The 25028-nt window shown below is 37.3% G+C and carries 19 protein-coding genes; 13 read left to right on the top strand and 6 right to left on the bottom strand.

Annotation, left to right across the window (positions count from 1 at the left end):
* Positions 1–447: 447 nt before the first annotated feature.
* Complete coding sequence (locus CWR48_RS04980) at positions 448–2274, bottom strand: DNA primase family protein (protein ID WP_115771961.1); 1827 nt, start codon at positions 2272–2274, stop codon at positions 448–450.
* Between the two features lie 406 nt (positions 2275–2680).
* A complete protein-coding gene (locus CWR48_RS20350) occupies positions 2681–2857 on the bottom strand; it encodes a hypothetical protein (RefSeq protein ID WP_170140705.1) in 177 nt (58 codons plus the stop codon).
* A gap of 1698 nt (positions 2858–4555) precedes the next feature.
* Here CWR48_RS20350 and CWR48_RS20345 point away from each other — a divergent pair.
* Both CWR48_RS20345 and CWR48_RS04965 read left to right on the top strand, forming a co-directional pair.
* Positions 4556–4726, top strand: coding sequence for a hypothetical protein (locus tag CWR48_RS20345; protein ID WP_170140704.1), 171 nt, complete (start codon positions 4556–4558; stop codon positions 4724–4726).
* Between the two features lie 279 nt (positions 4727–5005).
* Positions 5006–5446 (top strand): hypothetical protein, encoded by a 441-nt coding sequence (locus CWR48_RS04965; RefSeq protein WP_115771957.1) that lies wholly within the window; start codon positions 5006–5008, stop codon positions 5444–5446.
* 97 nt (positions 5447–5543) lie between these two features.
* On the opposite strand, the gene CWR48_RS04960 is transcribed toward CWR48_RS04965, so the two are convergent.
* On the bottom strand, positions 5544–6371 hold the full coding sequence (locus tag CWR48_RS04960) for a hypothetical protein (protein WP_115771955.1): 828 nt from the start codon (positions 6369–6371) through the stop codon (positions 5544–5546).
* A 1236-nt stretch (positions 6372–7607) separates the two neighbouring features.
* Between CWR48_RS04960 and CWR48_RS04955 the strand changes: the two genes are divergently transcribed.
* The 9 genes from CWR48_RS04955 (at position 7608) to CWR48_RS04915 (ending at position 19674) form a co-directional block, all read left to right on the top strand.
* Positions 7608–8111 (top strand): hypothetical protein, encoded by a 504-nt coding sequence (locus CWR48_RS04955; protein ID WP_115771953.1) that lies wholly within the window; start codon positions 7608–7610, stop codon positions 8109–8111.
* A gap of 4015 nt (positions 8112–12126) precedes the next feature.
* Complete coding sequence (locus CWR48_RS04950) at positions 12127–12681, top strand: RNA polymerase sigma factor (protein WP_115771951.1); 555 nt, start codon at positions 12127–12129, stop codon at positions 12679–12681.
* The gene (locus CWR48_RS04945; protein WP_115771949.1) at positions 12674–14086 is read left to right on the top strand and encodes a hypothetical protein; all 1413 of its coding nucleotides are present in this window, start codon (positions 12674–12676) and stop codon (positions 14084–14086) included. The genes CWR48_RS04950 and CWR48_RS04945 overlap by 8 nt, the downstream gene beginning before the upstream one ends.
* Positions 14087–14202: 116 nt before the next feature.
* Positions 14203–14724, top strand: coding sequence for a YcxB family protein (locus tag CWR48_RS04940; protein WP_115771947.1), 522 nt, complete (start codon positions 14203–14205; stop codon positions 14722–14724).
* Between the two features lie 111 nt (positions 14725–14835).
* Complete coding sequence (locus CWR48_RS04935; RefSeq protein ID WP_115771945.1) at positions 14836–15186, top strand: hypothetical protein; 351 nt, start codon at positions 14836–14838, stop codon at positions 15184–15186.
* A gap of 279 nt (positions 15187–15465) precedes the next feature.
* Positions 15466–15771, top strand: coding sequence for a hypothetical protein (locus CWR48_RS04930; protein WP_115771943.1), 306 nt, complete (start codon positions 15466–15468; stop codon positions 15769–15771).
* A 622-nt stretch (positions 15772–16393) separates the two neighbouring features.
* Positions 16394–17281 carry an ABC transporter ATP-binding protein gene (locus CWR48_RS04925; RefSeq protein WP_115771941.1) on the top strand — a complete coding sequence of 296 codons (888 nt, stop codon included), beginning with the start codon at positions 16394–16396 and terminating at the stop codon, positions 17279–17281.
* Between the two features lie 3 nt (positions 17282–17284).
* Positions 17285–18403 carry an ABC transporter permease gene (locus CWR48_RS04920; RefSeq protein ID WP_115771939.1) on the top strand — a complete coding sequence of 373 codons (1119 nt, stop codon included), beginning with the start codon at positions 17285–17287 and terminating at the stop codon, positions 18401–18403.
* The gene (locus CWR48_RS04915) at positions 18400–19674 is read left to right on the top strand and encodes an ABC-2 family transporter permease (protein ID WP_115771937.1); all 1275 of its coding nucleotides are present in this window, start codon (positions 18400–18402) and stop codon (positions 19672–19674) included. Before CWR48_RS04920 ends, CWR48_RS04915 begins: the two co-directional genes overlap by 4 nt.
* A gap of 818 nt (positions 19675–20492) precedes the next feature.
* On the opposite strand, the gene CWR48_RS21160 is transcribed toward CWR48_RS04915, so the two are convergent.
* The 3 genes from CWR48_RS21160 to CWR48_RS04900 all read right to left on the bottom strand — a co-directional run bounded on the left by CWR48_RS21160 (position 20493) and on the right by CWR48_RS04900 (position 23047).
* Complete coding sequence (locus CWR48_RS21160) at positions 20493–20750, bottom strand: DUF4181 domain-containing protein (protein ID WP_115771932.1); 258 nt, start codon at positions 20748–20750, stop codon at positions 20493–20495.
* Positions 20751–21639: 889 nt separating this feature from the next.
* Positions 21640–21801 (bottom strand): hypothetical protein, encoded by a 162-nt coding sequence (locus tag CWR48_RS20340; RefSeq protein WP_170140703.1) that lies wholly within the window; start codon positions 21799–21801, stop codon positions 21640–21642.
* A 937-nt stretch (positions 21802–22738) separates the two neighbouring features.
* Entirely contained in the window at positions 22739–23047 is a 309-nt protein-coding gene (locus CWR48_RS04900; RefSeq protein WP_115771930.1) for a helix-turn-helix domain-containing protein, read from the bottom strand.
* A 201-nt stretch (positions 23048–23248) separates the two neighbouring features.
* Here CWR48_RS04900 and CWR48_RS04895 point away from each other — a divergent pair, with 201 nt between their 5' ends.
* Together CWR48_RS04895 and CWR48_RS04890 are read left to right on the top strand one after the other, a co-directional pair.
* Positions 23249–23806: a helix-turn-helix domain-containing protein gene (locus tag CWR48_RS04895; protein WP_115771928.1), complete on the top strand. Its 558-nt coding sequence runs from the start codon at positions 23249–23251 to the stop codon at positions 23804–23806.
* On the top strand, positions 23807–25024 hold the full coding sequence (locus CWR48_RS04890; protein WP_115771926.1) for a site-specific integrase: 1218 nt from the start codon (positions 23807–23809) through the stop codon (positions 25022–25024).
* Positions 25025–25028 lie beyond the last annotated feature (4 nt).

Genomic DNA, 25028 nt, shown 5'->3' with positions numbered 1-25028 from the left:
TAGATAAAAAGCGGTGGAGTTGTCGTAGGATTCACAGATAAAAAGTGCGGTGATGATAGTCTTTCGTTAATTTCCAATTTGTGACAGTTGTGACAGTTTACTCCTAGAAGTTTTTTTATATGTACATAAATGCTTATTTGTTTTTTTATATAACTTTATATAAAAAGGTGTCACAACTGTCACAAAAAAATAAACAACTGAACCCATAGCGTTTTACTATTATTATTTGTGACAAAAAGGTATATCGAAACTGTCACATTAGCGTCACAAAACCACGAAACTGTCACAGAGAATATAATACATTATTGAGCGTGTGCTATTCACATGTGATTTGTGACAGTTTTGGCGTGAAAATACGAGAATGTGACACTGTTGTGACTATAAGTTGATTATCATTTTGTCACAAAAAAAGACCAGAGATTTTACTCTCTGACCTTTATCTGTGAATTATATACGCTCAAAACCTCTGTACGTATCTTTTCGACTGTAGATTGTATGGCCATTATGAGTCTGCAAATCATATAAAAAATTAGACCACACGCCACAATTACCACTACTATCTTTTTTATCTAAGCCATACATTCTTATCAATGGCTCCCCTTTGTCCATTCTACCCGATGACCTTACATTCTTTGTACGACTATCCACCCATTCGCCTTGTGACTCTATAATTGTAGCAAGGTTATCAAGAAACTCACGTTTCTTCAGCGTCTTACCGCTTGGATTATTCATGAGTCGCCATTGTCTATAAATATCATATACAAACTGTGTTGGCAATAAAGACCAAGCCCATTCGTCTTTTAGTTCGTTCCAGAAATCCAACACAGGGTCATTGTTTTCTTTGTAATCCGATAGCAACTGAGCTGAAGCTAGTGGCATAATGAACTCGTCAAAGTCTATGTGTAACACCTTATGCAATACGTATTCCAATACGTCTTTCCGATTGATATAATCATCCTTAATGTATTTTCTTTCTCCATTGTTTGTGAATGATTTCAGAAACGGAACCGGAATAATACGGCGATAGAACGAGTCTGTTTTATCTTTCGTTTTTGGCATTCCATTCATCATCTGAATATTCGTACCTAAGAATTTCATACGTAACATTGACTTGTGTTTTCTATTAATGTTTATATCATCCCCTGTTATGCTCGCTTTGAAGTCTTTAGCCGATTCTAAATACGTATTCACGTCGTTTTCGTCCGCTATGTTAGCAGCCACGCCTAACAGAGTTTCTTTTGAGAATTCATGGTTGAAATCCGCAACAGATAACGAAGCGTAGTTTCCTTTCCCAAGTAAGTTTTTAATTAACTGACCAAGTGTACCTTTACCGTTGTTTCCTTTTTCCGAATAAAACCATATAGACTTGTGACGGGATGTGTTCGGTTGTAAACTGTCTGCAATAACTTGCCATATTAGTTCTATGACCTCCTGATCGCCGTTGAATAAGTCTTTTATCCAACTTTCCACGTCCCACTGATAACCATCAGGTGCAGGTATCACAGGATTTATTGAGTGTGGTCTATAATTCACAGGAATCTTCGTGAGATATACGTAGTCTGGGCTAAATTCCAATAATTCGCCTATTTTCTGATTAAATATGCCGTTATTCACAGGGAATAAATCTTTATCTTTTGTGAGTTCCACTGATGGTACAGAATCTTCAATGTGATCGATGGTGTCATCCATGTCTCCCCGTTTAAAGCCTGATGCGATTCTTTTTATGATTTTGTATATATTCTGAGTGCTTGTACTATATACGCCTTCTTTGTCGTCGTACATAACAAGAGTTGCATCTTCTTCTCGGTCGGTTAATTGTACGTTCTTAAATGTGTACAACGACATCAGGATTATTGCTACATCTTCGAAATCTAGCTTTTCAGGTACACGACGTTTCCCTGTTTTACCAGAAATATTATGTTCTTCCACATCCATGATCTTGTATTTAAGTGCATTTTCGCCGACACCCAGCAAGAACTTCTTACTAATTTGTTCTGGAAGGATCAGATTCTTCAGATAGCGTGAAAGGTATTCTGGAACGTAAACATCCTCCGGTAAATGCGCGTGGTTATTCGATTGACCGTCATCATCGCTACTTCCTACTGTATTCCTACCAACATTGTTTCCACCATTACCACCAGTAGCATTATCACTCACCGCTAAAGCATTAGATTCGTTGTTTAGTATAATTTCGAATTTTTCATCGCGTATAACACCTTGATTCTTGATTTCTTCGGAATTAATGTTATCATTATTAGTAACTACAATGCTCATATGATGCCACCTCTCGTACTTTTTTGTTTGGTGTTGCGTTTCGTACAATTCGAAGCAAAGTAGTTCTGACTTGTGGTAGGGTCAGTAATCGAAACTCTAAGGTTTTCGTCTAGCTCCTGATGTGTGTCTCGCATTGAGGGCTATTTTTTTTGCCTCTGTTTCTGTCAGTCTAAAAGGATTGTTTAAATCCAGTTCTTCCTCATTGAGCTCCATCATTGCTCCTCTGTATAAACCATCGCGGTTTTTCGCTTGGCTTTTGTTATGGTTACGATCGGTGGACTGGCCATCCATCTATTTGCACTTGATGGCGATAACGCTGCGTGACTGAACTGCCATCATGCTCATGTTCTTACAAATCCTTTCTTTTCTCTTTATTCGTAGTTACGCTTTATCTTCCCATCATGCATCATCTGCAGCCCGGGAAGATTTCTTCGTAAAGTTTTTCGATTGCCAAATCAAAAACATCCAGTTTGCGTACACTTCCAAGTGATGTTTGTCCTTGAAAATGTTCTATCAATTCATCGATTTTAGCTGCATTTTCTTCCTTAATACGAACGCCTGTAAAAACTCTCCCCTGCGACACATCCCAAACCTCCCCTTTTCCTTGTTAATATAATGGTAACTCATGATATTAAATATTATCAATAGTTTCCTACTCCAATAAAAGAACATTTGTCCATATGAGTATTAAAAAAGTTCTTGACAAACCTCCCAATCTATGGATAGATCAATAGACATTTTTTTAATTACCTAGACCCCGTGAAACATTACTTCGTTCATCTTATGTATAGCGCTCATTAACGCATAAAAACCGATAGCCTTATGATAGGGTTATCGGTTCTTTTTTTGTGAAATAGATATATATTTCATACCGACATCGGACCGCATACTGTGACGATACTATTGCATATGGCGTGCGTATGCGGTGCGGTATAGCGTGCAGCATTTCGTTATTTATTGAATGGGCGTACGGTGTTTCACACGGTATACGCATAGCGTGCGATATGGTATGCGTATTGATTCGATGAGTACGCCATAGCATATTTCTTGCGCATATTATGCGTATGCTATACGTCACGGTATGCGTATGGTGTGAAGTCACACACGGTATATGCAATGAACGTCAAACAACATACGTACGAGATGCAGTACGGTATATGACATCGTGTGATGGATGCTGTACGCAACTCGGTGAAAAACCAAAAGCGAAATACCGGACCGTTATCCCTTACCAGGATAACGGTCTTTTTTTGGTCAGCAGACCGCTTATTTCTTAGCATTACCAGAGCTTCAAACCCTTTTCTGACAACGTTTCAAGTGCAACGCGTGCCTTCTCGTCGGGTCCCGCGCCCGTCGGTGGTTTTTCCTGACTCTTTCGCTACCGCTCATATAACCGCTCCGGGCTTCCCGCCAAGAATGCCCGCAAAAAGCTGTTAAATCAAGTGCAGCCAGTGCTTTTCGAGCGGGTCCCGCGTCGGTCGGTGGTCCTTCTTAACTCTCTCGCTGCGCTCGTATAACCGCTCCCTCCTTCCCACTCGAAAATCCCTGAAAACCCTTCTTACAAACAGCGCGGAGCCTTTCTTCGTTCGGTGCTTTTTCTTGATCTCTTTAGCTCGCACGTTGTGCGTACAAGACATCATTTTTTGGCATACAAGCGCCTCTCTCAGTCCACGCTGTTTGACGAATGGTGAATCTCTTGCCTTTCTTTTCTCGACGATCCGTTCCCCGTTCGGTCCGCTTCTCTTTTCTTAAACCTTATTTTTTTGACAGCTTCCCCTATCCCCTTTTTCTGAACAGCTCCCCTTCTCTCTCACCTATTTAGGGCTGCATCCCCCGGCGAAATCCCGCACCGCAATCCTGCACGAAAACCTCCCCTTAGCTCACGCAATCGGGGCGGAAAATCGTGCCGGAATTGGCGATGGACACCGTCATACGCCTTTCGCTGTCTCCGGGGGTCGGTGGCTATTGGCGAATCGCATAACGGCGCGGATTTGCCGGGTGCGGTGTCCATGGTGGACATCGGGTGGATATCGCCCCGGAATTCTGCCACGCCAGTCGCACCGGGAGACGCCGACTAACTCGTCTTACGCCATTTTTTGTTGCGCGTATGCAACTTAGTCGGGCGACCCTATAACGGCGCGTTTTATCGGGGGTAGACTATGCCACTTAGTCGGTGCGGGATTCGCCCCGGGCCCGCGCAATGAATCTTGCCGTAGATGCGTTTATAGAAAAAACCGAAGACGCTGGATATTGCCAGCATGCCATTTTAGGACCTACGCTTATGAAATTCGGTTACGATTTGCAAATACCGGAAAACATGATGCTGAAAAAAGAACTCGATGAGGACTACCACATCGATATGAGCGACTATCAACAAGCAATCGAATACAGCGCTCGTATTTTCGAAAGTACGGTTCAAGCGATCAACGAAGGATTGATGACAAACCGATAAAACAAGACCCGAACCGGGATTTCCGGTGCGGGTTTATTATTTTATTGGCTGTTTGTACATTCAAACAACGCTGCGCATGCACCAATCATAAGGCTAAAGGCGTAAACCCAGAAACCTATTTTAAATTTATCTTTATTTGTGTATAATGGTAAAAATATCTACTGTATTTTACTTTTTTGAATACTCGAAAAACTAACATGAATATTGTACTATTAAATTCTCCGACAATATTGACCTAAAATCCTGTTTATTTATTATACCTAGAAAGGGGTTCTGGATTTGACTTACTCGTTTAACGGAAGGACTCAAAAAACAATCATTTTTTTCCTGTTAATTATATTTTCACAAACGCTGTTTGATGGTATTGGACCAAATATCTATTATATATTTAAGATTTTCTTCGCGATGTTCTTAATAGCAACTTTACTATTGCATTTCGATTTAACAATATACGAAGATAAAATCACGTATCAGATTACATTATTAAATATTTCCATTTACAAAAAAGTTCTTTCAGCAAATCAGATCACGCAAATGAAATTTACACGAGTGGGTTGGTCAACCAAAGGCACAATAATTAAAACGGCAAACGGATTGAATATCAGAGTCCATGGTTTTAGCCCTAATGCGGTTTACGAACAACTTGTGGATTTTGCAAATAAGAATAATATCAACACGACTAAAACAAAGAATTACCAAATTTTAGAAAAGATGAATTGAGAAGTTTGAATAACGCGCAAAATAACCCTATAGAGTAACTCTATAGGGTTATTCGTTGGTCATGTCCCTTTTTGTAAGTCTAGTGATTAATCATCATTTAAAACCGATTGAGGAGATTATAAGCTGCTGTCATATCTGCTTTGCCTGCGCTACTATTGTTCCAAATAATAACGGCATGAACTGCAATCGTTCCACCTGCTGCAAGTAGAGATACTACAGTAAACCAACTTAGTGCCGCACCACCCATCGCACCTACTATCCATACAGAACTCTGAGCAATATTATCTCTAGCAGTTGAAACACCTCTTGTTAGTGTCTTAAAATCAGATACATTATAGTTACCGTAAGAATACTTTTGTCTATATACGCCATTATTACCATCTAAAAATGCATTACTTGGCTTTTGATACGCCCGCATTTGGTAATAATTTTTACTCGTTTCATTATAATATGTTAAATACGTTTTACCGACGTTTAAATCGTTCTTCGGTATGGTAAATGTTTGATTCAATTCCTCGGACGAAAGTTTTTCACCATTTACATAGACATCGCCATCTTTCGTATACGTTATTTCATCAACTTTCTGCGTTTTTTCGATAGGATCATTCGCACTCGTGCTGACCGTTGTTGCATCAGTCGTTATCTTAATGTTAATAACACCTTTTTCTTCATCTTTATCAACCTGTAAATTCACATCCGAAGTAATTGTTTGTAGAACACTTCCATCTAAATCTTTAACTTCATCCACTAATGTAAATTGTTCTTGGCTTGATTTTGTCTCATCGAAAATTTTACCCAGTAATTTAAGATTATCCTCACTTAAATTGCTTGTTTCAGCATTCGCAACGTTGACTGCAAATGGATTAATAACAGCTGCGGTAACCATCAATGCGACAACAAATAAACTAATAATTTTTTTAACCATTATGCTTCCTCCTCTTAATTATTAAATAATATCTCTACTTCAAACGAACCTCTTTTTGAATCGATTTGATTTATAAATTCTAAAAGATATATTCATCTTTCTAGGCAACTAATATATGTTCTAGTTGCATTTCACATAGTGCTGTATCTCCATATTCGTAGATGTGATGTATTAGGAGTCGCTTTTATTTTGAAGGTCTTTTCTTGTGCAGAAATTGGAGGTACAATGCCAAAACTCACTAACTAGTAATCAGAAGAAACAGTGGCCTTTAATTCGTTTTCTTCATTTACTTCATTGTTTTACCTCACGCCCTTTCCTTTTAATTAAACAAAGCAAGCCATAGCAATCTATTAAATCTGTCAATCACCAAGACAATAAATAGTTTTAATTCCTATAGTATGATCTGTTTAAATAACTACTTCTATTAAGAATAGTAGAACTCCTGCAAAAAATTCTATAAATTGTTAATTTACAATTATATTTTACAATCCTTTCTCTATTTCAACAATTCGGGAAACATGATACTGAAAAAACTGGATGTCGCTTTTCACATCGATATGAGCGACCATCAGCAAGCGATGGTATTCAGCGATTATGTATACGAACCTATGGTTAAAGCCATCAAAGAAGGATTGATGACTCGCCGATAATTGTAAGAAACTAACCCATACCGAATGACACGGTATGGGTTTTCTTTTTGTGACAACATGATGAAAAATAATGGCATGAGATAAATCATTAAGTATATACGGTGTGTGATACCGCATCGGTATTTAATATGACATCTTATAGATATGCATAACATGTCACACCGTATGTGCAATTCATTAGCGATAGTATGAAAAGATTATTTGACACGCCATATCACACCTTGCAAAGTGTTGTACGGTATGAGATATACCATGCGTATGAGGTACGACATTATGTGCTGTATGCCATTACCTGTTTAAAATGCGCATGGTATTGCATATGTTATGCGTATGATATGCGACATGTTATAAGTCTTAGATATATGCGTATACTGTACGACATGATGTACGTATAATATATACATAAAAAAAGGTACGGAATGCGTACTGTATAACATAGAGCATTGTGTGCGTCTGATAATAATTATCCCATGCGTATGCTGTTCGTTATGATATATCACATAGCATCGATTTCGAACGATTTGGTTGCTGAAGCAACCCGGTCAAAATATCGAAGCGAAAAACACTCAAAAAGGAGCGATTTATCATGGCAGATTATAAATACTTAGGATTAACTACATATATTTTAGAAAACGAAGAAAACGAAGAAAAACTGAACGTATTAGCGGGTGCTATCGAGAGCTTACAAACCCACGTTACGCCTATGATAACAGGTGATTTCGTAATAGAAAAGTACCAAAACGTTGTTGGCTCAGAGGCTTACCAATTCGTATACGAAACGGATTATGTCTGCACTCCAGCAGATTCGGAGCTTCCGGTAAATACACCTGAAAAGTATAAACGCCCGAGCATCGAAGCCGTTACTATCAAGGGAATACCGATGCTAAATGTCTATATTCCAGCTGTGGCGAAGAGACAGGAGAACATCGAAAACTTTATCTATGGCGGTGTCCGCCCCGTGCTACAAGTGCTTTTTGGCAATAATATCGTTCAAATGGTGATGAAAGAAGGTATCGAATACGAGGACTTCCAGAACGGGAAAGAAACTGTCCTAATATCTGTGAAAGAACGATTAGCAGTACCTGATTAAAACCCTGAACCAACAGTCTTTTGACGACTGTTGGTTCTTTTTTTTGACTAGCAGACAAGATCGTTTCGCCTTTAAAGACCAGAGGCATTCGCCCAACGCACCGAAATACCGGACCGCAATCTCATCCCGAGATTGCGGTCTTTTTTTGGTCAGCAGAGCCCGATTTGTTAGAATACCAGAGCGCAGAAACCCTTATCTGACAACGTTTCAAGTGCAACGCGTGCCTTCTAGTCGGGTCCCGTGCCCGTCGGTGGTTTTTCCTGACTCTCTCGCTTTCGCTCGTATAACCGCTCCGGGCTTCCCACCCAGAATTCACGCAAAAAGATGTTTAATCAAGTGCAGCCAGTGCTTTTCAAGTGGGTCCCGCGTCGGTCGGTGGTCCTTCTTGATTCGCTCGCTGCGCTCGTATAACCGCTCCCTCCTTCCCACTCGGAAATCCCTGAAAGCCCTTCTTTAAAACAGCGCGGAGCCTTCCGTCGCGCGGTGCTTTTTCCTAACTTTTTTAGCTCGCTCTTTGTGCGTACAAGACCTATTATTTTGGCATACAAGCGCCTTGCTCCGTCCACGCTGTTTGACGAAGTGTGACTCTCTTGATGGTCTTTTCTCGACGATCCGCTCCCCGTTCGGTCCGCTTCTCTTTTCTTAAACCTTATTCTTTTGACAGCTTCCCCTACACCCTTTTCTGAACAGCTCCCCTTCTCTCACATCTATATTGAGCTGCATCTCCGTGACGAAATCCCGCAGCGCATCTCTGCACGAAACTCGCCCCTCAGCTTACTCAATCGGGTCGGAAATCGTGCCGGGAGACGCCGAATATGTCGTCATACACCTTTTTACGGAGAACGTACCCGACGTATTTGACGAATCGCATAACGGCGCGGTTTATCGGGGGTAGAATACGTGGCGTATTCTGGTGCGCTCTCGCCCCGGAATATCCTACCGCCTGTCGCACCGGGGATTTGAGTGTTGCTCCGGAATACGGTGCGTGATTCGGTACTGTGTAGGGGAAAGAGCATAAGGGGGACGTATGACAAGCCTCGCTACGCTCATTTGTCAGTCAGCATAGCTGACCGTCCCCCTTACTGCGAATAGAAACGCTCACGCGTCTCTATTCTTGCCCCTTCGAGGTGCTCATTCGAAAGCTCCTGTTCGTCACTTTCTATTTTAAAATCGCTCCCTCACTCCTGCGGCGATCAATCATGATCCCTGATCCATTCCGGTAAAAAGCCATTACCTAAACCGTGTTGTTTCCTGCATAAAGTTCACGCTTCATTCGTACACACACCAAAGACATATTTGTACGCACGCCGGTCCAGCTTATACCCATAAGGAATTCTTTCCAGTGTACGCCAAAACAGAAATTTCTTACGGCGCTATGTCACAAGAATCCATGCGAATGATGTTTGTGACACTCTCAAGCGAAAAAGTACGAGTATATTATTAATTCACATCGTCCATCCAAAAACCGCTACGTGAGCGATTCGCATGCGAGCATGTCAGTAGTGCATAACTTCGCACGCTGAATGACACTGCAAAGATTAGCCAAACTCAATTGACAGCCGCAACTCCGCATCTGACAGAGACATGGCTTTAGAGTGCAAATAAGGGCTCATACAGACACTTTCGTATCAACTGGATAGATTATACACATAAACGACCTAAACATGCATAGAATGTCTTTCGAGGGATTTCTGACAGCAACAAGAAGGGTCACAAAGAAAAACCTGATAATTGCTTACGGGAGTTTTCAACACCACAACCGCAAATTGCGCCCTTAGATTCTCGAATCTTGAAAAATGTTCCTTGGTTCCTTGTTTTTTCGAGAAAACTTTATATGCGTGATATGTGTGTATATATATTATTTTATTATAGTCTTTCATTAAAAAAAGTAGGAACCAAGGAACATAACTCTGTGACCCCTTGATATAATAGCATTTGTAGGTTCCTTTTTGCTGTGAAAAACCAGGGACATTGGAGGGGCATTTCTGGCAAAGCAGGAACATATTTACAAAACTTGCTTGCACACACGCAAAACAGTGCATACGTTCGTTTATAAATAACTCCGCTTTCACGAGAAAATATACTTGCATACATGCAAAATTAACACCAAAAAGGAACATTTTTGCAAATAAGGAACATTTTAACCTCAAAAAGGAACCAAAGCAGGAGCAATAGTAAGCGTATTCAATTTAAGAAAAATGCACAATCATTATAAGTTAGCTATCCCCAACTTTTTCTGTGATTCATACATAGGATTTGATGATTCGTTTTCGCCAATAATTCGTACATTTATTGTTTACAAGAAAAAAACCAGGGCGATAATGTCCTAGTCATTTTTTTAATTTGTATAATGTTTCACCGGTGAAGGCTTCAATTCTTTCCTCTTTCATCTGAAGAAAACAAATTTCTTACTGGCGCACCTCATCGAGTTGACGGCGGAATGGGCGCTACTAGTTGAATATTTATATAAATATATATCTGCTCTTTTGGTGGTCAAACACCTACTTTTAAAGCTCGCGCTCATGGTGGCGAAACACCGGCTTTTAAAGTTCACGTTTATTGGTAGTGAGACACCCACTTTTATAGTTCGCATTCCTGGCAGCGAAACGCCCGCTTTTATAGTTCGCAATCATGGTGGCGAAACACCGAACAAGTAACTGTGTGTTATCCTATCTGTAGTATTAGTATATTCGCTTTGCTTTATTCAATCAAGGGCTATCTTCAACCATATTCTTCTTATTAGCTACGTTCATCATCGATAAGAGAACCCCTTATAATATAATAGGAACCCTGCGTCGGGGTTCCTTTGGTTGATTTTTATAATGCCTTGGATTCGTCGCCCAAGGCTTCGTTGTATCTATTTATAGATTAACAAATTCTCTAGTTTATTGCCACGGTAAACGTTTCCTTATTTTCATTTTGCTGGTCGATCTACGGTTTTAATTTTCTCCTATTTCTAATCAGTGTACTTTTTAAATTCCTGTTATAACTTCTACTTCTTTATAAGAATTAATTTCAAGCACATTCATAGCGTATACTCTTTTTTGCCTGGGGAATTTTTTGGGCTTCTCTAACGATAAGAGTAAAATTTACGCATTGTCCCAAACCTTATTTCGACACCATATCTTCCTGTTACATAAATTAAATAATATTACATAGTACGATTACATATTAATGAATAATTTCTATTCTTATTTCATATGACACATTTTTATTTCATGATACGGAATATGGAGAGTTTTTTTATTATCACTTTATATTACCAAGTAATATTACATAATATGTAACAGATAATTGTATACGTATTCTATATACAACAATTTTAGATATAAACATTATTTAGTCCCCTGCATGGGGTTATTTTTTACTATAATAAATTAATCTTTTATGGTTAATAAAAGAACCCATTTGTAAAAAACTGATCAAACCAGCCCCTATAGCTAATCGCAGTCGTCTTTATTTTGAACGCAAAAAAATAGCCCCCCTGTCTGCAATGGGTAAGGGCTATTTTTCCTTTTAGACTAGATAACGCCAATCCCCTTCCAGAAGAATGGGGATCTATCGACCACAGTTCCCGCTGTGACCATATGATTTTCTACTACCATCATACTACATTTTCACTAAAAATATACGGAACAATACCTATGAGGTATTTTCACCTTACCTTAAGTTTTTTAAACAAATAAATATCAAGTTTTGACTATTCGTAAACTATTCCCTCTTTATACAAATGAATCACAAAAAAAGAAGTTGAGAGAGTGGCAAATGTATTCAAGCAAACTGCCTTGTCACATGGAAGGTTCAATTCGGATTTACACAGAGCTCACAGTATCTCAAAGAACGGAACAATTTCTACAATAAAAGTGTATATCCTTTTTTAGGAATACATCTTTTACTTATTTAGGTTGCACCCAATAGCGGAAATCAAATTACTTGATAAAATTTTACTACATTTGGGAATCTTTTCATAAAACTTCTCGTCTATAATGATAAGGGCAGAATAGGGGGAGCATTCATGGAAGATCGTGAACTGATACGACAAATCCTTAACAATGATTATCGCGCCATGGAAGAATTGCATCGCAGGTATGTGGACCGCATTTTCAATTATATTTATCACCAGACGAACGACTATCATGACGCCGAGGAGTTGTTGCAGGACGTGTTCTTTAAAACAGCAAAGCGACTGCATCAATTCGAAGGAAAGTCCTCGTTTAAGACGTGGATTTTCAAGATTGCCAGGAACGTCGTGATTGATTATTACCGAAAAAATAAAGATAAACGCAAGAATACGACCATCGAGGAAAACAGTATCGAATCATTAGGTGAAGCAGCATCCGTGGAGCATACGGTGCTCCAAAACTTGCATATGATGGAAGTCATGCGGGCAATCGATAAATTACCGGAACATTATCAAATGGTGCTACACTTGCGGTTTATCGAAGACTTTACACTACAAGAAACAGCAGACGCCATGGGAAAAACAGTCCTATCCGTAAAGGCAATGCAGCTTCGGGCAAGACGAGCATTATCGGAACAAATAAACATGGAGGTGGCAGTTGATGACTAAACGTGAACGGGAGAAGGATGTATTAGCCAAAGTCTTTGATAAAAAACAAACAGTGAAAGCCTCACCGGAGGCAAAGGAAAAAAGCCTTCGCGCGTTTCAGGACGGCTTAGAAGATAACAGGTCTACCCATAAAAAAAGAAATCGATTTAAGAAACGTGTAATGGGTCTTTCTTCCACTGTTGCGGTGGCGGGAATTGTGACTGTGTTAGCTTTCAGTACAGGAATTTTTGGTGGACATAATGATATGAACATCCAAGAAAATGGCAGCAATCAAGGCCCGCAGAGCATACATGCTGTGACCGATAAGCAAACAGGAGATACCAGCAATGTAAAAGAAAAGATATGGAATAGGCACCCATTAGAATTTGAAGATTGGGCAGCATTTCAGCCAATGGGGATTTTTAACGATGATTTAGAAATTTATCTCCCGAAGGATTGGACAGTTGATGAAATAGAGGATGAGGATACTTATTCGACCCATATAACCGGGACAGATGGTGAACAAATGAATCTCGTTCTGTTTCAAAAAGATGATCCGGAAGTATTTAATACCCATCTCCATGAGCTAACGGCAAATTTTGCCGAAACTGAGCAAATTTCGATCCCGGTTGATGAGCTTGTTGACGAATTAAAGTCAAACGATCTGGTCCCTTTTAATTACAATAATGTGTTTCCGTTTGAAATAGAAAATGCAGAGATGACCGCATTTGTTGATGAAGCAAACGGGAAATTCATGGAACTGTATACTTCTGAGTTATTTGGCTATCAGATGATTTTCACTTCCGAGTTATCACTAAAGGATGAGGAGAGCTGGAACTTGCCAATACATCTTTTCGTAACGATGAGAATCCATCAATCGCTTATTTGGCCAGGTTCAGAAGGTGGACCGCATCCAGAATTCAACAGACCGATTGCGAAAACGGTTCTGTTACCAATAGGTGCAGTCGCCAGACCGGATAAAGTTGAAATGGAATTGTATGAAAATGAGGAACTAAATATGACCAGCTATCTTCCCAAAGGTACAGAGATTCAGCAAAACGAACATGAACTCTTTACCGAATGGCATTTTACCAATCCAAGCATTTCCAAATACAGTTTTTATTCGTTCGGCAAACTCAAAGATGGATTCCCTCTCGAAGACGCCAAAGAAATTATGTTTGAAGCATTTGGCATTGACCCTGCTTTTTCTCCACCTGAAATAGCGGGTGACAAATTTCCCCATTATTCGTATAGCTCTGCAAATGCAGGTGAGGTTAGCGGTAGCAGCATCGATGGTTTCTTCGAGTTCTTCGAAGCTAATGGAGAGTGGTATTTCAAGCATAAACATGCGGATTCGAAGGATTATAACGGTGGTTATTTAATTGCTAGGTTAAATTATTTTATAGATTCGATTGAATGGTATTAAAAATAAGGAAGCGGATAAAACCGCTCCTTTTAACGCCTTATAGTATCCCCTTCTTTATATAAATAGTAAAATATCAGTATCGTACCAATTAATGTGATGGAAATGGAGGGTATAACTTGATTGCCAAATTTAAAATCGACTTGGATGACGTCATAGCCGTTCAATCTTTTCTGGCTACGAAATCGAAGTTTCAAAGATGGAATAGATTAGCAATTAGCATTGTTGCTTCTATAGCCTTGTTGATTTTTAATATGTTAGTATTCAAAGTGAATTTTATAACGCTTGCGATTGTATCAGCCGGTTTTTTTTATGTTTCATACAACTATATCTTTAAAAAAGCACAAATCAATCAAGCCAAAAGGTTAGCTAAAAATAATCCTTCTATGATGAATAGTGCATGTACCTTAACGGTTTCAGAAAATGGTTTGGTGAGGGAATTAAAGAACTCCACCAATAAGTTAGAATGGAATGAAATAAAATTAGTAAGCGAGGATGAAGCGAGGTATTTATTATACATGTCTGACATCCATGTTATCACTATTAAAAAGAACCCGTACAATATGTCGGAAGAAGAAACCCAAGAATATAATGCATTACTTCGCAATTATTTCAACCAGCACAATATAGCAACGGAATAAGGCCCAATTCTGGAAAATACGCGCACAGTCTTTGAAAGTATAACCGAGCTCGATGACGATACAGAACAACCAACTTATGCACCTATGGCTTCAGCTAAAGTTGGTTCAAATTTGAGTACTACTAATAAAGTAGGATTTTGGGGTATTTACTTAGCTGCTAGGGCGGTACTTATTACTAAATTTACTGTTTACCCAACTACTATTACAATTACCGATACGGATAATGCAGGTAGTAAGGCATACGCACCAACTTCATTAACTTTAAACGGAACTTCTATTGTTAAAAATAAAGCTAAGTCAGTAGAGTCTAAAGGAAATTTTAGGAAAACTAATGGGGTAGTAATTGGGGGTATGCCTATTGGGTTTACACATGATTTCACTTTAAGAACAAAGATACAAATTACAAAGATTACTGGTAGTACATCAATCCAATTTGTGATTTTAAATACCTCAGAGGGTTGATATTTAAAAGGAGGTAATGGTTATGTTTGATCTAGGCTCATTTGTTTCTCAAATAATATTTTTAGTGGTTATCGTAGCTATAGGATACTTGATATTTTATCTTGTAAAGAAAAAGAAAAGCTAACTAACTAAATCAATAGTACCCCGCATTTTATGCGGGGTATTTTTGTGTTTGATAATAAATACAGTCAATTCTAGTATAATTTTCTGTTGTTCACACAGGGTAACTATAGTATATTTGTAAGGGATTACACTACAAATTACGAGGGTGGAGATTTAATGAAAAACAATCTTAGCATTTATAATATTGTCGTACATGTTGTTAATTTAGTCATACTCGGAGCTATCGGCATTCTCGCGTTTTTCTTTGTCGTAAATATTAGCCCAAACAAAACCCCCACATCTGATATGGTTGCAATCATTTCCATTGTTTTCCTAACAGTAGTGTGGGCAATCAATTACTGGCTCCAATTCAAGAAAAGAAAATGGTTTGTACCAATAGCCGGAACCGTCCTGTTTGTCGTCATTGCTTACTTATACCTGGATGTAGGCATACCATTCTTTTACGACGTTTTTATTAGATAGCCCCGCAACCTTTTAACAGAGCGCAGTTCGGTTTCCTGTACGGATCGTCGTATCGCCAGGCCCTGTTAATCCAGACATCAAATTGTTATAATGGGAGTAGATATTCATTCGTTTCTTTTGGTTATTTACTTCGATATCGACTCGTTTGATTTTGACTTCAACGGATGAACTGGGGCGCTTGCGAGTCACAGCAACTAATTTACTTTATCTATATTTATTAAACTTTGAAACTACGGCTATAGAACCAGCAAACAGTGCGACTCCCGCTACGATTTAAACACCTGGCGGAAATTGTTGCGATTCTTAAATACCACCGACCAGAGGCATCCCGCAGCACGCTTTCGACTCGTCATTCGTGACGCATTATGTCAAACAGAACCCCACAAAGATAATCTTTGTGGGGTTTTATTCGTATTATGGCAAATAGAACTCGCCCGCATGGGTTTTCCTCATTTGTCGAACGGGCACACTATTTGTCGAACGAATACGCATAATAATCGACAATTATTATGTTAGGATGACTTTATACTGTTAAAATTTTCCAAAATTATAAATCGAGTGACTTTTTATTAAATGGCAAAGATTGTCCTCGTTATTTACCTATTCTTAGAACCCGAATGAGGTGACCAAAATAGCTATTCTCGAATTACAGCATGTAAATAAAAAATACAAAACGGCACAAGTAATTGATGATGTGAGTCTCGTAATAGACGAACCCGGCATATGGGCGTTAGTCGGTCCGAATGGTGTTGGAAAAACAACACTTTTGAACGGCATTTGTAACATTATCCCGTTTAATTCTGGAAAGGTCGAATTGCTTGGCCAACCCAATGACAACTATACCGTATTTAAACACGTTTCCTTTCTGCAAGATAACACAGTGCTTTTTCATTATTTATCAGGGTATGACCACCTGAAATATGTGTGTGATGTGCATGGCTTACCGAAAAAACGTATTAAAGAAGTTGCGGCGTATGTTGGTATGACTGGATATTTAGAAAAAAAGGTTGGAGATTACTCCCTTGGTATGAAGCAGCACTTGCTCTTAGCCATTTCTATTGTGAATCAACCAAAGCTCCTATTTATGGATGAACCATTAACAGGACTCGACCCTTCCAGTGCGATTCTCGTGCGTAAGATTTTACTGGATTTAGAGAAGCAAGGAACGACGATTATTCTTTCTTCCCATAACTTGGCGGAAATTGATCGTGTTACGAATCAAATCCTCTTTTTAAAGAATGGAAAGATAATCGAAGTAGATAGAGAAAATCATATGGAAACCCATTATATATTTAAACTATCGGATAAGTTGTCGGGTAAGCAATTGCTAATGGCTTCCGGTTATTCCATTCAAGAAGAAAATGGTGCAATTAAAGTGACGATAAATGAAAGCGGTATCGATAAATGTATTAAATCGATTCAGGATAACGGGATTTCTATATTGGACATCCAAAAAGAAGTCACAGGTTCTGAAAAACTATACGAAGAAACCTTCGGCAAGCGGGAATAGCCGATGAAAAGCATACAATATGAATGGAAAAAACTATGGAAATCAAAGGCATATATTGCCCTAATCGTAATTACGATGCTGATTATAGCGGGTCTATTTTATCGAAATGTTGTATATCAGGATATTGTGAAATCAGAGAAAATCGAAACAGTTCAAAGTCAATCTACATGGATTGTGAGCTATTTAAGCAGAGACCGGGAACTTTTAAAAGAAACTGGAGAAGGGTCAAATCCAGACCTTGAAGAAAGTATTGCATTAGGTAGCCAATTAAATGGTAAGCTGCAAGATTTACTGGCTGCCATTCAAGAGGACGAGCATATCACAGCATTACATGTAGAAAATGATGTATATGCGTTAGCGATGCAGTATCAGACCATGAGCGATAATAAATCGTATCCAATATCGAAAGTTGAGATGGAAGATGAAATCACCCTAAATAATGAGCTGTTAAAGAAAAAGCTACCGAAAGAAGACCTTGGTGCGTCTATTCAACCGGCTGTATTCATGAAACAGGTTGTGCAATACCTTTTTAATACATTCGGGTTCTTTATTGTTATCGTTGTTATAGGGACGCCAATTGTAAGAGAATTTGATGACAATACGATTAAACTTACATACGGTCTTCCTGTTTCTCCTGTCAGAATGATAATGACTAAATGGATAAGCATTACGCTTAGCGGTATCTGTTGGTTTGTGATTGCACTCTTATCTGCGTATGCAATCTCGACGATTTTTGGAACAGAGGAAACGAATCCCTATGACTATCCATTCTTTACTGAAAAGATGGCATTCATTACAGCTGGGGATTACCTGCAACAATCGATAATTTTGGGCATTTTCTATCTATTATTGCTGATGAGTTTGTTCGTATTTCTTTCGTTCTTGATAAAAAATACACTGGTCGTTCATATTACACTGCTCATCCTCTTTGTTTGCAATTACATCGTGATTAGAAGTGGTATCATTTTCCCTTTCCTTCCATGGGTCTACCAAGAACTAGACGCCGCTACATTGCAAAGTAATGGCATCTCATGGACAGGCTTCCTGTTAATGATTGTTTTTACTGGGGTATTGCTACTGCTGGCAATAAGAGCTAGTAAAAGGAGGGAATATCGCAGATGAAAATGTTCTTATTTGAATGGAAGAAAATCATGAAGAAAAAGACAACATGGATTGTTCTTGCTTTAAGTATTCTGGCCGTTATGGGCGTCTATGTTTTTAATCTTATATTGGCGGATAATGCAAGGAACCAAGCAATAAACCAATATGACATTCATTTGAATCTAATATTACAAGACGCAGATCACTGGGCATTAGAGAAAGATAAAGCGATGGAAACAGAAGATGAAAAATTGATAGAAGAAGCAACCATGAGGAAACAAAATTCTCGTTCTAGCTATGAGACGTTGAAAGCGCAAAAAGCGGAGTATGAAAATAAAGAATGGGACCGTGTAATCCAACAACAAGTAGACTTTTTGGAAATATTCGCATATCCACCACCAGGGCAAGGCGCTTCGTTTGGTTTTGAAGGTGAGCTCATATCAAACTTCACACTAAGAGCAACCTATGAGGAAATGAACTATTTGCTCAGCCACAAGATTGAACCGTTCACCCAAAATATCTATGGCGGAACAATGGTAAAGACTACGATATATGATGATTTTGGTGGGAGACTACTAGAAGAATGGAAAAAATATACAACTAGATATGGGGAGCAAGGGGTTTACTTTATTTATCAATTAATCCAGTTATTATATATTCCTATTTTGATAGTGATAGGTTGCTTTATTTTTGGAAACACACTATCATCAGAAACTACGAGAAAGAACAATGGGTTACGATTCCACCAAGCATTGCCGTTAAACCAATCAAAGCTGTTTTTTGCAAAATACACAACCGGCTACTTGGGAATTCTCTTATTTGTATTATTCATGATAGGGGTACCGTTATTAGTGGGAACGGTCATGCGCGGTTTTGGGAGTCTGGAATACCCTATTCTAGTTTATGACGGTGTTACAACCGGGTCTAAGGTATTAAATGAAGACGATGCGTTTCACTTTATCGCGTTAAAAGAATATTTGGCTCAGACGCTACTATTTACGATTGTCGCAAGCCTATTTATCTACTCGTTGTATTATCTAGTTTCTCAATTTAGCAAGGAACCAATATTTAATGTGATTATCATCGGCATTCTATCATTTGTTGGGATGCAAATACAGCATCCGTATAATCCATTTAGTTATTTGCGTATAGACAAGGTGATTACCCATGAGATTCAACTACAAACATGGAATGCGGCTTTCACCTATACAACAGGAATATTCATCACGCTGACTGCAGGTGTTATATGTACGATGATTAATTTTATTTGCTTTAAATATAAGTCAAATTAGTTTGATCCATGGTGGAGAGATATACAAAAATGAAGGGGGACGTATTTTATGAAAAAGATGAGGAAATTACTTTTGTCTTTACTATTCTTAGTTTCATTTTTTCCTCCCCTTTCAAATAAATATTAACTTATTATCCCAAATTTATTTCATTGAATCGTAGTAACGAATAATATCGAACAATATTAATCGATAAGAATTACTTCTCCCTCACCTAACCATTGGCTATAATAAGACATTACCTTGACTGCTCCGTTATTAAAAAAGACCGCTATATTGACGATCTTCTCGTTGTGTTGAAGCACCAGTAAATTTAAGTCTATTTTTTCAAAAATTATGTTTAATTAGCTTTCTTATAATTATAAAAACCCCTAAATATTAATATAAATGGAATAGTTAATAAGATTAAACCAATTTTAAAGTTGATGGCAATTGCAAGAAGACAACCTCCTAAAAGGTTAATGCCCGATAATGTTAGTGAAGACCAAAAATATCTTTTATTATTCGTCATTTTAAAAACATATATGCTGATTATAATTGAACAGATAGCAATCAGAGTTGGTGCTAAATTCCACCACACTATACTCCACCTCCCAATGTCACTTCTCTAATGCTTAACCGCATGTTCATCTCCTTTTTATTCTACTCCTTTAATATATTCACCAAAAAGAGTGCTTATCCTTCTTCAAAAAAGGAAACAGTTAGTTGGAAGTACAATATTTCTCAACTTCCCTTCAATTATCTGAGGTTAGAAAATACATATGTATTTTCTTAACTACCCAATGAACTGAGTAAACATAATTAGTGATTTCTCAGGTTTTTTATACTATGAAGAACATCAAAGCAATAAAGAGTATACACCAAGCTATCGCCCATATTAGGTTAATCACATATTCTTGTTCTCCTCGTTCATATTTAAATTCCATAACAGCACGAAAGCCAAACAGAATGGAAAAATATCCAAATAGTATTACAAAAGGGTCCATTTGAGACAAAGTGAACTTAAACACACCTACGCCAATAATAATTAGAAAAAGAAGTAATAGTATGCGTTCTACCCATCTATGAGCGTTGTTAATATGTCTGTATAGTACAGAACAGCTACAATATTATATTTTTTTTGGATGAATGCGGTCAAGAGAACCATAAAAACTATAACCAAAATAATAAATGCAAACATCGATTAACCCCTTTTAGTAAATATTTATTAACCAACAATTTCTCCCGACTGTTATGCAATCATTAGGCCAACCTGTACACCCAGACCTGTTACCCAAAAACAGAAAAATATTACCATTATGAGGGACCAAGAAATTCGCTATGCCTTGTTGGGCCGTACAAAATGGACAATATAAAAGATACCCCATAATACAAACGAAGACACAGCAGCAAACCCCGTCTCAGCACCTATTCCACCTGAACTGATTCCAGCACCAAATAAAGCTAACGCCAAAAACGACAATAACAAAAGCAAAATAATAAAGTTATATATGAAACGCTTTCTAGCTCAAAGTGCCACTCCTAATATTTAATATTTTATCTTCCAATTACTTCTTGTTTCGCTAACTGCCCCTTTAGCTTAATTACTCAGTTAAATCAATCGATTTGCCTTATTATATAAATCCCTTTTCTTTTTTTCTAATTTATTAACTTTTTTAAATGTAATTAAAGACAGAATGATAAACAATGCATACCATCCACTAAAATTATCGCTTTTAAAGTCATTTATTATTTTCACACCAAAATGTCTCCTTTCTTTACTAATGTACCTATTACCACAATAAGTTTATAAAACCGCTTACAATAATATTTCAATCAACTGTTAAAGTGTAATGTTAATTCCACCTTTATTTTATTCAACACCTTTATAAACAATAACATAGTATCTAATATTCCGAAAAATAAAGAATTTAAATTTTCGTTGTTAAATTAAAGCAACCGTTGTCTTAAATCTTATTACACAAACCTTTACTTAATAAATTCAGCTTTAAGTAAGAAGGCAACGTCATATTCTTGCAACTCATCCAATTGAGCCTCAGCATCTTCATAAAACTCTGTGATAAGTGAACTCATAACATTTTCATCATTAGGGTAAAAAATATGTGCCAATACAAATTCTCCTTGGCTCAAAGTTTTCTCTCCTTGAAAATTGCCCCCATACACTCGATATTTTGTTTAAACCATTTGGGATTAAGTCAGGTCCATTTATTGGGGTTAAAACCATGCCGTCCTTCCCCCCGATTCCGATATTAAACGATTGTTGTTACTCTATATCATTAGTCTTTGAGCTTGCAAAGATAATCGAACCATTTTTCTCTATCTGCTTTGATATATAACTAAGTTCATCCTCAGCCAATTCACCTGATTCATATTTTTCAACCCATACAGCCACTTCTTTGTATTCGCTATCTACATTGAAATCAAATACAAATGATTGATCCGAAGTAGTTAAAAGTATAGCATTTTCTCTCTCTGTTAATTCAACAACAGAAATAGTGTTTGATTAAGAATTGCTCTTATCACAAGCATTTAAAGCAAATACCAGCAGGACTAATATTAGTATTGTAAATAATCTTTTCATCTTTTTCCCTCTGCAGCTGTTCTTCTTTAAACCTTATTAAGGTACTCTGCCTCTTTAGTACGATAACTTCTATATAATAAAATAGCATTAACACTTCAAGAACTAACGCACCAGATAGTACCTTCACAATCTCTTTTACACTTTATCATAATCCAATCCCATAAATGTATTTTTCTAGAATCTGACTCATTACAAAAAGACGCCCTCTTATCAAGAAAAGCGCCCGATTGCTGAATATAAATAACTTAATAAAAACTAACCGTGTTAATTATTTATCTTATTTGTTATTTTATTAATAATCTCAAATGCACCTTCTTCTGACATCTCATTTAAATTGAATTGTATTTCGTATGTTCCTTTATCGGATGAGAAAGAAGCTTTAAATGTGCAGTCCTTCGGTATTATTACAGCTCTTCCATAAGCTCATCTTTGACAATACCCGATAGTTAAACAAAACCAATCCTTAAATCCAGTTGAGTCCATTATTTATATCCTCGCTTGTAACTTTGTAAATAACTTTAGATCATTGTTTGTGGCTGTCATGCTGGCTGTCATATCATCCAAGAATTGGTTAACTTCTTCCTTTTTAAATAAATACTTACTCCCCACCTTATAATAACGTAAACCGTTTTTGATAAGTCTGTCCTCGATTACTGGCTTACTGATGTTTAGGTACTCGGCTAATTCTTGATAGGTCATGAAATATTTTAATGAAGCTAATTCTTCCACTTTTTCATTAATGGCTTTTTCAAGCATGGTATTTACTGTTATTTCATCAATTTGAACGTTGAACAATTGAATTCAGCCCCTTTAAATCTTTTTTTGGAACTCTTTTACTATCAAATGAAACTGCTTTAAAATCCATTTCACACCCTTCACCTGAACTCTATGGGCGTCATTAACTAATCTTAGTATCCCATATATTTAAAATAATGTCAACAAAATTGTTTCCTATCGGCGTCATTTCTGATATTATTAATACATGGAGGTGAACAAATGTCTATAGGTGATAATATTAAAGCTATAAGAAAAGAGAGAAAACTTACACAAGAACAACTTGCTAAAGTAATGAATATATCCCGTTCATATTTAAGTGATATAGAAAACAATAGAAAAAATCCAAGCTCTAAAACGATTGAAGCATTAGCAGAAAAATTAAATGTTTCTATGTTTTACATTACAACTGGCAAAAAGACTTTAAACGACCTGGATGATAGCGAATTAAAAAAACAAATTGAATCTGTTGGAAATAATATCAATGCTGAAAATGATGGTGTAAGTCAATTTGTCAAAAAAAGACTAAAAGAGATTTCTGAAAGTGAGTTAGAATACACAGTAAGTCAGTACCTCGCAAACGTATTAGTTTTTCTTCGTCAATCCAATGAAGAAGATTTAAGAACATTAACAGTATTTATTGTTCAATTAATTAAATATAAAAACATTGGTAAGCGAGAGCATACTAACCAAGAAGAATTATTAGAATTTATTGAGAGGGAAACAAAGGAATTCAAGGAATTTTTAATACAACGTTTCCATTATAAAGCAGGTGAATAAATGGCATACATCTCTAAGCGTGGCAAAAAGTGGGCATATAAAGTCTATGCAGGGAAAAACCCTATTACAGGAAAAGACAACACACCGATAAGCAAATCAGGATTCCGAACAAAGAAAGATGCTCAACTGGCTGCTGCTTTGGTCGAAAGGCAATTTCATAATAAAGAATACATCCAGCCTTCAAAGGTCACATTCAATATTTTATGTGATGATTGGGAAAAACATTATGTTTCATCAATGGGCGCGAAAGAAAGCAGTTTAAGGGCTAGAAAGAAAGCATTAAAACATATTAGGAATGAGTTTGGCGATAACCCAATACAAAAGATATCAAAGAAGGATTATCAAGATACAATAGATAAACTAGCAAAGAAATATAGTGTAAACTATGTATCGAGTATTCATTCATCCGCTAACATGGTGTTTTCGTACGCAAAGGAAAATAAATTGATTAAGGATATACCAACAAATGAAATTAAGCTGCCAAAGAAAAAGAAAACTGTTGCTGATCTTGAAAAAGGCGATTCGATAAAAGAAAAGTTTCTCGAAAAAGAAGAACTGGAGGAATTTCTAACTGAGACAAAAAATGAAGGTTTAGAAGGTGATCTACTTACTTTCACATTACTTGCTTATACAGGTCTCCGTGTCGGTGAAACGGTGGCGTTAAAATGGTCTGATATTGACTTTGATAACCAAACACTAACGGTGTATAGAACATATTACAATCCAACAAATAACAAGATTAAATACACGCTGCAAACACCAAAAACAGAAACGTCGCATCGTACCATTACAATAGACAAGCTAGTAATTGACTTGCTGCAATTGCATAAAAAAGAACAAGATAAGATTAAGAACGACAACGCACCATTTTATAATGATAATGATTTTATCTTCGCAACGAATGAAGGTTATCCAAAAACAATAAAGGCTATCTCTATTAGGTTGCAACGATTGCTAAAGAAAACTAAGATTAAGAAAGATATTACACCACATTCATTCAGGCATACACATACTTCTTTACTTATAGAAGCAAACGTACACATAAAAGAGATACAAGAACGGCTCGGACATAGTGACATTAATACGACGATGGACATTTACGCTCACATGACAAAAAATCTAAAAAAAGAGGCTTCCAATAAGTTCAGTGACTTAATGAAAGACCTCTCGAAAAATCTAATTGAATCAAAACATGAACAAAAGCATGAACAAGAATAAGTAT

It is taken from the genome of Oceanobacillus arenosus, from assembly GCF_003369575.1.
In the GTDB taxonomy this organism is placed as follows: Bacteria; Bacillota; Bacilli; order Bacillales; family Amphibacillaceae; genus Oceanobacillus; species Oceanobacillus arenosus.
Note: the sequence above shows the minus strand (reverse complement) of the source record. Positions and strands in the feature narration are given on the sequence as shown.

Excerpts from the sequence above, each read along its gene's own strand:
- CWR48_RS04980 (WP_115771961.1), bottom strand. The coding sequence starts at position 2,274 with ATGAGCATTGTAGTTACTAATAATGATAACATTAATTCCGAAGAAATC.
- CWR48_RS20345 (WP_170140704.1), top strand. The coding sequence starts at position 4,556 with ATGAAATTCGGTTACGATTTGCAAATACCGGAAAACATGATGCTGAAA.
- CWR48_RS04960 (WP_115771955.1), bottom strand. The coding sequence starts at position 6,371 with ATGGTTAAAAAAATTATTAGTTTATTTGTTGTCGCATTGATGGTTACC.
- CWR48_RS04955 (WP_115771953.1), top strand. The coding sequence starts at position 7,608 with ATGGCAGATTATAAATACTTAGGATTAACTACATATATTTTAGAAAAC.
- CWR48_RS04950 (WP_115771951.1), top strand. The coding sequence starts at position 12,127 with ATGGAAGATCGTGAACTGATACGACAAATCCTTAACAATGATTATCGC.
- CWR48_RS04945 (WP_115771949.1), top strand. The coding sequence starts at position 12,674 with ATGACTAAACGTGAACGGGAGAAGGATGTATTAGCCAAAGTCTTTGAT.
- CWR48_RS04930 (WP_115771943.1), top strand. The coding sequence starts at position 15,466 with ATGAAAAACAATCTTAGCATTTATAATATTGTCGTACATGTTGTTAAT.
- CWR48_RS04920 (WP_115771939.1), top strand. The coding sequence starts at position 17,285 with ATGAAAAGCATACAATATGAATGGAAAAAACTATGGAAATCAAAGGCA.
- CWR48_RS04915 (WP_115771937.1), top strand. The coding sequence starts at position 18,400 with ATGAAAATGTTCTTATTTGAATGGAAGAAAATCATGAAGAAAAAGACA.
- CWR48_RS04895 (WP_115771928.1), top strand. The coding sequence starts at position 23,249 with ATGTCTATAGGTGATAATATTAAAGCTATAAGAAAAGAGAGAAAACTT.
- CWR48_RS04890 (WP_115771926.1), top strand. The coding sequence starts at position 23,807 with ATGGCATACATCTCTAAGCGTGGCAAAAAGTGGGCATATAAAGTCTAT.